Here is an 8,504-nt window from a genome sequence, read left to right as displayed (position 1 = left end):
GACATCGTCGATGCCATGAGCGCCGGCGGCGACGTGGAGGCGGTCATCGCCCGCGTCCGCGGCGAGGTCGAGCAGCTCTGCGCCGGGTTCCCGGTGTACGGCTCGGTCAGGAAGGCCGCCTGAGCGGTCACCCGGGCAAGGCGCCAAGACGATGCAATGCCCGTTCTGCAAGGCACCTGACACCCGCGTGATCGATTCGCGGCTGGCGGAGGACGGCACCCAGGTGCGCCGTCGCCGCCAGTGCGAGACCTGCGACGGTCGCTTCACGACCTTCGAGAAGGCGCAGCTGCAGATGCCCAACATCATCAAGCGCAGCGGCGATCCGGAGCCCTACGCCGAGGACAAGCTGCGCCGCGGCATCGAGAGCGCCTGCTACAAGCGGCCGGTGACGGCCGAGCAGATGGACCACGCCATCGAGAGCGTGGAGCGCAAGCTCCGCGCCTCCACCGAGCGCGAGGTGCCCTCGCGCCTGCTGGGCGACTGGGTGATGGAGGAACTGCGCGACCTCGATCACGTCGCCTACGTGCGCTTTGCGTCGATCTACCGCCGTTTCGAGGACGTCAACGCCTTCCGCGAGGAGATCGAGAAGCTGCAGAAGATGCCGACCGCCGAGCAGCGGCGCTCGCAGATGTCGCTGATCGAGGCGGAAGCCTCCGCCGCGCGTCCCAAGAAGTGACCACGCCGGAACAGGCCGCGCAGTGGATGGCGCGCGCGCTGCGGCTCGCGGAGCGCGGCCGCTACGGCACCCATCCCAATCCCCGCGTCGGCTGCGTCATCGTCAAGGACGGTGCCGTGGTGGGCGAGGGCTGGCACCAGCGAGCCGGCGAGCCGCATGCCGAGGTGTACGCCCTGCGCGAAGCTGGCGAACGCGCTCGTGGCGCCGAGGTTTTCGTCACCCTGGAACCCTGCAGTCACCATGGCCGTACGCCCCCCTGCGCGGACGCCCTCGTCCAGGCAGGGGTGGCCAAGGTCTGGGCGGCGATGCAGGATCCCAATCCGCTGGTTTCCGGCCAGGGCCTGGAGCGGCTGCGCGCCGCCGGCATCGCCGCCGAGTCCGGCCTGCTGGAAAATGACGCGCAGCGGCTCAACCGCGGCTTCGTCTCGCGCATGACCCGTGGCCGGCCCTGGCTGACGCTGAAGCTGGGCATGAGCCTGGATGGCCGTACCGCCATGGCCTCCGGCGAATCGCAGTGGATCACCGGCCCCGAGGCGCGGGCCGACGTGCACCGTCTGCGCGCCGAGGCCGGTGCCGTGATGACCGGGCCGGGGACGGTGCGCTCCGACGACCCGCGGCTGACCGTGCGTGGTTTCCCTGCTGACCCCGGTGCCGCCGTCCGTGGCGCGACGGTAGGGGCGGAAGTACTCCCCGTGACGTCATCCATGGCATCACCTGCCGGGGGGAACAGTGCCATTCAAGGCACGCTTCCTTATCTCCGGCAGCCCGACAGGGTGGTCCTGGATACCCGTGCCCAGGTTCCGGCCACGGCGAGGGTCTGGGCCGAGGGTGCCCGGCGCCTGTGGCTGACCGCAGGCGAGGGCGCCGCTCCGGCCGGTGTCGAGCGCCTGGTCTGTGCCACGGATGCCAGCGGCGCCCTGGACCTGGCGGCGGCCCTGCAGGTGCTGGGGCATAAGCAGGTCAATGAGCTGTTGCTGGAAAGCGGTCCGCGCCTGGCGGGGGCCTTCCTGAAGGCCGGGCTGGTCGACGAGGTCGTGGCCTATGTGGCGCCGAGCTTCCTGGGCCATGAGGCGCGGCCCTTCGCGACGCTGCCAGGCCTGGAGACGCTGTCGCAGCGACTGAATTGGCGGTTTGCCGGAGTGCGGCAGTTGGGCGCGGACCTGCGCCTGACGCTGCACCCGGCTTGAGTGAGGTAGGGAACATGTTCACCGGGATCATCGAGGCCCTCGGGCGTATCGCCAGCGTGGAGACCGTGGGCGGCGACCGCCGCATGCGCTTCCAGGCGCCGGGTTACCTGAAGGGCAGCGGCCTGGGCGACAGCATCGCCGTCAACGGCGTCTGCCTGACGGCGGTGGAGTTCAGCGACGACCATTTCATCGCCGACCTGTCGGCCGAGACCCTGAACCTGACCACGGCCGGGCGCTGGCAGGCAGGGCAGGCGGTGAACCTGGAGCGTGCCCTGACGCCCTCCAAGCCGCTGGGCGGACACCTGGTCTCCGGCCATGTCGACGGCGTCGGCCGGCTGGTCGGCAAGCACGAGGAGGCCCGGTCCTGGCGCATGCAGTTCGAGGCGCCGGCCGAACTGGCCCGCTACATCGCCCGCAAGGGTTCGATCTGCATCGACGGCATCAGCCTGACCGTGAACGAGGTCGAGGGCAGCCGGTTTGGGGTTAACATCGTCCCCCATACGCTGACCCATACGACGCTGGGCGGTCTGGCGGTGGGCGATCCGGTCAACCTCGAGGTGGACCAGATCGCGCGCTACCTGGAGCGGCTGCTGGCCGCGAGGAACGAAGCATGAACCAGAAAGTAACGAACATCGATTCCGTGTCGCGTCCGCGCGGGCTGGATTCCACCGAGGACATCATCGCCGACCTCAAGGCCGGCAAGATGGTGATCCTGATGGACGACGAGGACCGCGAGAACGAAGGCGACATCATCATGGCCGCCGAATGCGTGCGGCCCGAGGACATCAACTTCATGGCGCGCTACGGCCGCGGCCTGATCTGCCTGACGCTGTCGCAGGAGCGCTGCCGCCAGCTGCGCCTGCCGCAGATGGTGTCGCGCAACGAGGAGAGCCACAAGACGGCCTTCACCGTGTCGATCGAGGCGGCGCAGGGCGTCACCACCGGCATCTCCGCCTACGACCGCGCCGTGACGGTGCAGGCGGCGGTGAAGAAGGATGCGCGCCCCGAGGACCTGGTGCAACCGGGCCACATCTTCCCGCTGATGGCCCAGCCGGGCGGTGTGCTGACCCGCGCCGGCCATACCGAGGCGGGTTGCGACCTGGCGCGCCTGGCCGGCTTCGAGCCGGCCGCGGTGATCGTGGAGATCCTCAACGAGGACGGCACCATGGCGCGCCGTCCGGACCTGGAAGTGTTCGCGCGCCAGCACGGCCTCAAGATCGGCACCATCGCCGACCTGATCCGCTATCGCCTGCACAACGAGCACACCATCGAGCGCGTGGCGGAGACCCACGTGACGACCGAGTTCGGCGACTTCCGCCTGGTGACCTACCAGGACTCGATCGACAACACCGTGCACCTGGCCATGGTCCGCGGCGACATCGACAGCAGCAAGCCGGCGCTGGTGCGCGTGCACATCCGCAATACCCTGCAGGACGTGCTCGGCGTGCAGCACGAGGACTTCGCCTGGCCGCTGCGCCTGGCGCTCAAGCGCGTGGCGGAGGAGGGCAGCGGCGTGGTCGTGCTGCTGCGCAAGCCCGAGGCGCCGCGCGAACTGGTGCAGCAGATCATCTCCCTGAACAAGGAAGCCGCCGAGGAGCACCACGACTCGCGGCCGATGCTGCGCACCTACGGCATCGGCGCGCAGATCCTGTTCGACCTGGGCGTGCGCAAGATGCGCGTGCTGTCCTCGCATTACCGCATGCAGGCCATCTCCGGCTTCGGCCTGGAGGTGGTGGATTACGTGGTTCCCGAGAAGAAGTAGGAATGAAGAAGCTGAAGACCGGTTACGCGGCGCCGAAGAAGCCGGGCAAGAAGGAATTCGCCGGGGTGCGCGTCGCGCTGCTGGCAACGCGCTGGAACACCGACATCGTCGCTGCCCTGGACCAGGGTGCGCGCGAATGCTGCCGCGACTGGGGCGTGGCGGACGACAACGTCAAGGTCTACCACGCGCCCGGGGCCTATGAGATCCCGCTGGCGACGCAGACCATCCTCGACAGCGGCGAGGCCGATGCGGTGGTGACGCTCGGCGCCGTGATCCGCGGCGATACGCCGCACTTCGACTTCGTCGCCGGCGAATGCGCCCGCGGCCTGATGGACGTGCAGCTGCGCACCGGCGGTCCGGTAGGCTTCGGCGTGCTGACGGTGAATACCGTCGAGCAGGCCTGGGAGCGTGCCGGCCCGGGCAAGACCAACAAGGGCTACGAGGCTGCCGCGGCGGCGCTCGAGATGCTGCGCCTCGTGCGGAGCCTGGCATGAGCGGCAACGAGAGCGGCCTGCCGCAGTCCCGCCGTGGCCTGGCGCGCCGCCTGACCGTACAGGCGCTGTACCAGTGGCTGATCAACGAGACCTTCCCCGAGGTTCTGCTCCGGCAGTTTCGCGAACAGGAGGAGGGCCTGGGCCGTGCCGACCCGGCGTACTTCGACCTGCTGCTCACCGGCGTGGTCGAGCATGCTCCGGAACTGACGGTGGCTATCACGCCGCACCTGGACCGCCCGCTGAACCAGCTCGATCCGGTGGAGCACGCGATCCTGCTGCTCGGCGCCTATGAGCTCCAGCACTGCCCCGACGTGCCCTGGAAGGTTGCCGTCAACGAGGCTGTGAACCTGGCCAAGACCTTCGGTGCCGAGGAAGGCTTCAAGTTCGTCAACGGCGTGCTCGACAAGCTGGCGCGCAGTTCCCGCAGTGCCGAGATGCAGGCAGGCCTGTAGGCCCGCATGGATGAGTTCGCGCTCATCCGCCGTCACTTCGCCGGCCTGAGCCCCGCGCGCGCCGACGTGCTGCTGGGCATCGGCGACGACTGCGCGTTGCTGCAGCCGTCGCCGGACCGGCAACTCGCGGTCACTTCCGACACCCTCATTTCGGGCCGCCACTTCCCCGAGGCCACGGCGCCCGCCGATATCGGCTGGAAGGCGCTGGCGGTCAACCTGTCCGATCTCGCCGCGATGGGCGCCGAGCCGCGCTGGTTCACGCTGGCGCTGAGCCTGCCGGTGGCCGATGCGGACTGGCTGGCCGGCTTCGCCGCCGGACTGCGCGAGCTGGCCACGGCGAGCGGCATCGCCCTGGTCGGTGGCGACACCACGCGGGGTCCGCTGAGCATCACGATCACCGCGATGGGGGAGGTGCCCCCCGGCCAGGCCCTGCGCCGCGACGGCGCGCGCGCGGGCGACCTCGTCTGCGTCACCGGCACGCTGGGCGACGCGGCGCTGGCCCTGAAGCTGCTGGACCAACCCGGCCTGCCGCCCCCGCTGCGCCGGCGCCTGGACCGCCCCGAACCCCGGCTGAAGGCCGGCCTGGCGCTGCGCGGCCTGGCGACTGCGGCCCTGGACCTCTCCGACGGACTGGCGGGTGACCTGGGCCATATCCTGGCCGCCAGCGGGGTAGGGGCGGAGATCGACCTGCGCGCCTTGCCGGCGTCCTCCCATTTCAATGGCCTGGCGCCCGCGGCGGACCGGACGGAACTGATGCTGCGGGGCGGAGACGACTACGAACTCTGCGTCTGCCTGCCGCCGGAGGCGCTGGAGGAGGCGCAGCAGCGCCTGGACGTGCCGCTGACGCAGATCGGGCGCATCACGGCGCAACCGGGGCTGCGCAGCGTCGACGTCTCCGGCAGCACGCAACCGCAGGATGCCTGCGGCTATCGGCACTTCTGAGATCGCCGACTTGTGGGGAGCGGCCAAGGCCGCCCCCACGGGCTAGGGCCTGTTAACACCGCGGCCGTCGCTGCGACGGCCGTGGTGTTAACAGGCCCTAGTTCAGCACGTCCCGGGCCTCGACGAACTTCTGCATCCAGTACTTCTGCGCCACGGGAGCCACGATGATCTGGCGCCCGCTGGCCGGGGCGTGCACGGCCTGCCCATCGCCCAGGTAGACCGCGACATGGTCGATCCTTCCGCCGGTGAAGCTGTAGAACAGCAGGTCGCCCGGTTCGGCATCGTCCAGGTCGATCTCCTTGCCGATCTCGCTCTGCTCGCGCGAGCTGCGCGGCAGCTTCACGCCGGACTGGGCAAAGACATACTGCACCAGTCCGCTGCAGTCGAAGCCGTCGGGATTGTTGCCGCCGTAGCGGTAGGGGCGGCCGATCTGGCCGAGTGCGTCGACCACGATCGTCTGCCGCAGGCGCTCGACCTCCTCGCGGGAGCGGCCGCTGCCGCCGCCGAAGGACAGGCAGCCGGACAGCAGCAGTGCCAGGCCGAGGGCGAGCAGGGTACGCATCAGGCCGGCGGTTGCGTCTTGACCATCGACGGGCGGCGCGCGAACTCGCTGAACCAGCGGTCCAGCGCCTCGAACTCCTTGCGCCATTCCAGGTAGGGCATGCGGAAGTCCAGGTAGGCCAGTCCGACGCCGGTGGTGATTTCCACCACGCTGGGCTTCTCGTCCTGCAGCAGCGCATGGGCCTCGAGGTTGAGCAGTTCCAGGCTGCGCCGGATGGCTGCGGCCTGGCGGTCGAGGAAACTGTGGTAGACGATGCTTTCCGGGCGCCGCTTCTCCTGCACGGTGGCGGCGGCGGCGTCGATCACGCCCTGGGCGATCTTCTGGCGCCGTCGCGCGGTCCAGCGCTTGGTGCCGCGCGGCAGCGGGGCCAGGCCGTGGTACTTGGCGTCCAGGTACTCGATGATCAGGTCGGAGTCGGGCAGGGCCTCGCCCTTGTCGGTGATCAGCGTGGGAATGCGCGACAGCGGGTTGGCGGCCAGCAGTTCCGGCGGCGGGCTGTAAGGATCGGTTTCGACTTCCTCGACCTGGTCCGACAGGCGCAGCTCCTCGATGGCGACGCGCACCTTGCGCGAGTAGGGCGAGGTCCTGGAGCAGTACAGCTTCATCATCGTTGTTTTCCTGTGCTGCGTGTCCGGCGCTTCGGAATGCAAAACGGCCGCAGGGATTGTATCCCTGCGGCCGCGCCCGCGTGTCCCGTGTCCGGGGTCAGCCGTTCAGCTTGTCCAGGTAGCGCTCCGCGTCCAGCGCTGCCTGGCAGCCGGTGCCGGCGGAGGTGACGGCCTGGCGGTAGACGTGATCCATCACGTCGCCCGCGGCGAACACGCCCGGCACGCTGGTGGCGGTGGCATTGCCCTGGCTGCCGGACTGCACCTTGATGTAGCCGTCGCTCATCTCCAGCTGGCCCTCGAAGATCGAGGTGTTCGGCTGGTGGCCGATGGCGATGAACACGCCCTTGGCCGCGATTTCCCGCGTGCTGCCGTCCTTGACGTTGCGGATGCGTGCGCCGGTGACGCCGCTGGCATCGCCCAGCACCTCGTCCAGCGTCGAGTCCCAGACGATGGTGACCTTGCCCTCGTCACGCCGCTTGAACAGCTTGTCGTGCAGGATCTTCTCGCCCTTGAACTTGTCGCGGCGGTGCACGATGGTGACGTGGTTGGCGATGTTCGCCAGGTACAGGGCCTCCTCGACCGCGGTGTTGCCGCCGCCGATCACGATCACGTCCTGGCCCTTGTAGAAGAAGCCGTCGCAGGTGGCGCAGGCGGACACGCCCTTGCCGCGGAACGCGGTTTCGCTGTCCAGGCCCAGGTACTTGGCGCTGGCGCCGGTGGCGATGATCAGCGCGTCGCAGCTGTACTCGCCCTGGTCGCCGGTCAGGCGGAAAGGCTTGCTCTTGAAGTCCACGGCGTGGATGTGGTCGTAGACCATCTTGGTGTCGAAGCGCTCGGCATGCTGCTGCAGTCGCGCCATCAGGTCCGGGCCCATCAGGCCGTGGACGTCGCCGGGCCAGTTGTCGACCTCGGTGGTGGTCATCAGCTGGCCGCCCACTTCGAGCCCGGTGATCATCGTCGGCTTCAGGTTGGCGCGCGCGGCGTAGACCGCGGCGGTGTAGCCGGCGGGCCCGGAGCCGAGGATGATCAGGGGGAGGTGCTGGACAGTCATGGTGGTTCTCTAAAAGGATGTAGGCAAGACGACTGGGGCCGGTTGCCCGGCCCCAGGTGACAACGCAGAGGGCCGATTGTCCCTCAGAGTTCCTTGGCGTGCTGGGCCAGGTAGGACGCCACGCCAGCGGCGGTGGGCTTCATGCCCGCGTCGCCTTTCTTCCAGCCGGCGGGACAGACTTCGCCGTACTGCTCGGTGAACTGCAGGGCATCGACCAGGCGCAGGATTTCGTCCACCTCGCGGCCCAGCGGCAGGTTGTTGACCTGCTGGTGCTGCACCACGCCGTCCTTGTCGATCAGGAAGGTGGCGCGGAATGCCACGCCGTCCTGGTGCTCGACGCCGTAGGCGCGGACGATCTCGTGGCGCACGTCGGCCACCATCGGGAAGCCGACCGGCCCGATGCCGCCCTTGTTGACCGGGGTGTCGCGCCAGGCGAAATGCGTGAACTGGCTGTCGATCGACACGCCGACCAGCTGCACGCCGCGCTCTTCGAAGGCCTTGCGGCGATTCTCGTGGGCGATGATCTCGGAGGGACAGACAAAGGTGAAGTCCAGCGGCCAGAAGAACAGGACCACGTACTTGCCCCGGTAGTCGGACAGCTTGATCTCGGCGATGCTGCCGTCGCCCAGGACGGCCTGGGCCTTGAAGTCGGGGGCGGGGCGGTTGACGAGTACGCTCATGGTGGAATCCTCGGCTTGGGGACCTTGGGCCCGGGACTCCGGGTCGAGCGGCGATGCTAAGCATCGGGGCCCCATAGGTCAAAACATTCG

At 69.1% G+C, this 8,504-nt stretch carries 11 protein-coding genes; 7 read left to right on the top strand and 4 right to left on the bottom strand.

Annotation, left to right across the window (positions count from 1 at the left end):
* The first annotated feature begins 151 nt into the window (after positions 1 to 151).
* Genes nrdR through thiL form a run of 7 tightly spaced genes read left to right on the top strand, consistent with a single transcriptional unit; the run spans position 152 to position 5,513 of the window.
* A complete protein-coding gene (gene nrdR, locus C3942_RS16460) occupies positions 152 to 676 on the top strand; it encodes a transcriptional regulator NrdR (protein WP_104231449.1) in 525 nt (174 codons plus the stop codon).
* Positions 673 to 1,863 (top strand): bifunctional diaminohydroxyphosphoribosylaminopyrimidine deaminase/5-amino-6-(5-phosphoribosylamino)uracil reductase RibD, encoded by a 1,191-nt coding sequence (ribD, locus tag C3942_RS16455; RefSeq protein WP_243393639.1) that lies wholly within the window; start codon positions 673 to 675, stop codon positions 1,861 to 1,863. The genes nrdR and ribD overlap by 4 nt, the downstream gene beginning before the upstream one ends.
* A gap of 14 nt (positions 1,864 to 1,877) precedes the next feature.
* A complete protein-coding gene (locus C3942_RS16450; protein WP_104231448.1) occupies positions 1,878 to 2,477 on the top strand; it encodes a riboflavin synthase in 600 nt (199 codons plus the stop codon).
* On the top strand, positions 2,474 to 3,625 hold the full coding sequence (gene ribBA, locus C3942_RS16445) for a bifunctional 3,4-dihydroxy-2-butanone-4-phosphate synthase/GTP cyclohydrolase II (protein WP_104231447.1): 1,152 nt from the start codon (positions 2,474 to 2,476) through the stop codon (positions 3,623 to 3,625). The genes C3942_RS16450 and ribBA overlap by 4 nt, the downstream gene beginning before the upstream one ends.
* 2 nt (positions 3,626 to 3,627) lie before the next feature.
* Entirely contained in the window at positions 3,628 to 4,119 is a 492-nt protein-coding gene (gene ribH / locus C3942_RS16440) for a 6,7-dimethyl-8-ribityllumazine synthase (RefSeq protein ID WP_104231446.1), read from the top strand.
* Positions 4,116 to 4,571, top strand: a complete 456-nt coding sequence (gene nusB / locus C3942_RS16435) for a transcription antitermination factor NusB (RefSeq protein ID WP_104231445.1) — start codon at positions 4,116 to 4,118, stop codon at positions 4,569 to 4,571. The genes ribH and nusB overlap by 4 nt, the downstream gene beginning before the upstream one ends.
* A 6-nt stretch (positions 4,572 to 4,577) precedes the next feature.
* Positions 4,578 to 5,513 (top strand): thiamine-phosphate kinase, encoded by a 936-nt coding sequence (thiL, locus tag C3942_RS16430; RefSeq protein ID WP_104231444.1) that lies wholly within the window; start codon positions 4,578 to 4,580, stop codon positions 5,511 to 5,513.
* 97 nt (positions 5,514 to 5,610) lie between these two features.
* Here thiL and C3942_RS16425 read toward each other — a convergent pair whose 3' ends face one another.
* The 4 genes from C3942_RS16425 to C3942_RS16410 all read right to left on the bottom strand — a co-directional run bounded on the left by C3942_RS16425 (position 5,611) and on the right by C3942_RS16410 (position 8,414).
* Positions 5,611 to 6,075 (bottom strand): C40 family peptidase, encoded by a 465-nt coding sequence (locus tag C3942_RS16425; RefSeq protein WP_104231443.1) that lies wholly within the window; start codon positions 6,073 to 6,075, stop codon positions 5,611 to 5,613.
* Positions 6,075 to 6,683 (bottom strand): glutathione S-transferase family protein, encoded by a 609-nt coding sequence (locus C3942_RS16420; RefSeq protein WP_104231442.1) that lies wholly within the window; start codon positions 6,681 to 6,683, stop codon positions 6,075 to 6,077. The genes C3942_RS16425 and C3942_RS16420 overlap by 1 nt, the downstream gene beginning before the upstream one ends.
* Positions 6,684 to 6,780: 97 nt before the next feature.
* Positions 6,781 to 7,734, bottom strand: a complete 954-nt coding sequence (gene trxB, locus C3942_RS16415) for a thioredoxin-disulfide reductase (protein WP_104231441.1) — start codon at positions 7,732 to 7,734, stop codon at positions 6,781 to 6,783.
* Positions 7,735 to 7,817: 83 nt separating this feature from the next.
* Complete coding sequence (locus C3942_RS16410) at positions 7,818 to 8,414, bottom strand: peroxiredoxin (RefSeq protein ID WP_104231440.1); 597 nt, start codon at positions 8,412 to 8,414, stop codon at positions 7,818 to 7,820.
* Between the last annotated feature and the right edge of the window lie 90 nt (positions 8,415 to 8,504).

The sequence above is a fragment of the Solimonas fluminis genome (genome assembly GCF_002930645.1).
GTDB classification, from domain to species: domain Bacteria; phylum Pseudomonadota; class Gammaproteobacteria; order Nevskiales; family Nevskiaceae; genus Solimonas_A; species Solimonas_A fluminis.
This window is presented reverse-complemented; position numbering and strand designations above follow the sequence as displayed.

Excerpts from the sequence above, each read along its gene's own strand:
- C3942_RS16410 (WP_104231440.1), bottom strand. The coding sequence starts at position 8,414 with ATGAGCGTACTCGTCAACCGCCCCGCCCCCGACTTCAAGGCCCAGGCC.
- ribH (WP_104231446.1), top strand. The coding sequence starts at position 3,628 with ATGAAGAAGCTGAAGACCGGTTACGCGGCGCCGAAGAAGCCGGGCAAG.
- nrdR (WP_104231449.1), top strand. The coding sequence starts at position 152 with ATGCAATGCCCGTTCTGCAAGGCACCTGACACCCGCGTGATCGATTCG.
- nusB (WP_104231445.1), top strand. The coding sequence starts at position 4,116 with ATGAGCGGCAACGAGAGCGGCCTGCCGCAGTCCCGCCGTGGCCTGGCG.
- ribBA (WP_104231447.1), top strand. The coding sequence starts at position 2,474 with ATGAACCAGAAAGTAACGAACATCGATTCCGTGTCGCGTCCGCGCGGG.
- C3942_RS16425 (WP_104231443.1), bottom strand. The coding sequence starts at position 6,075 with ATGCGTACCCTGCTCGCCCTCGGCCTGGCACTGCTGCTGTCCGGCTGC.
- thiL (WP_104231444.1), top strand. The coding sequence starts at position 4,578 with ATGGATGAGTTCGCGCTCATCCGCCGTCACTTCGCCGGCCTGAGCCCC.
- C3942_RS16450 (WP_104231448.1), top strand. The coding sequence starts at position 1,878 with ATGTTCACCGGGATCATCGAGGCCCTCGGGCGTATCGCCAGCGTGGAG.
- trxB (WP_104231441.1), bottom strand. The coding sequence starts at position 7,734 with ATGACTGTCCAGCACCTCCCCCTGATCATCCTCGGCTCCGGGCCCGCC.
- C3942_RS16420 (WP_104231442.1), bottom strand. The coding sequence starts at position 6,683 with ATGATGAAGCTGTACTGCTCCAGGACCTCGCCCTACTCGCGCAAGGTG.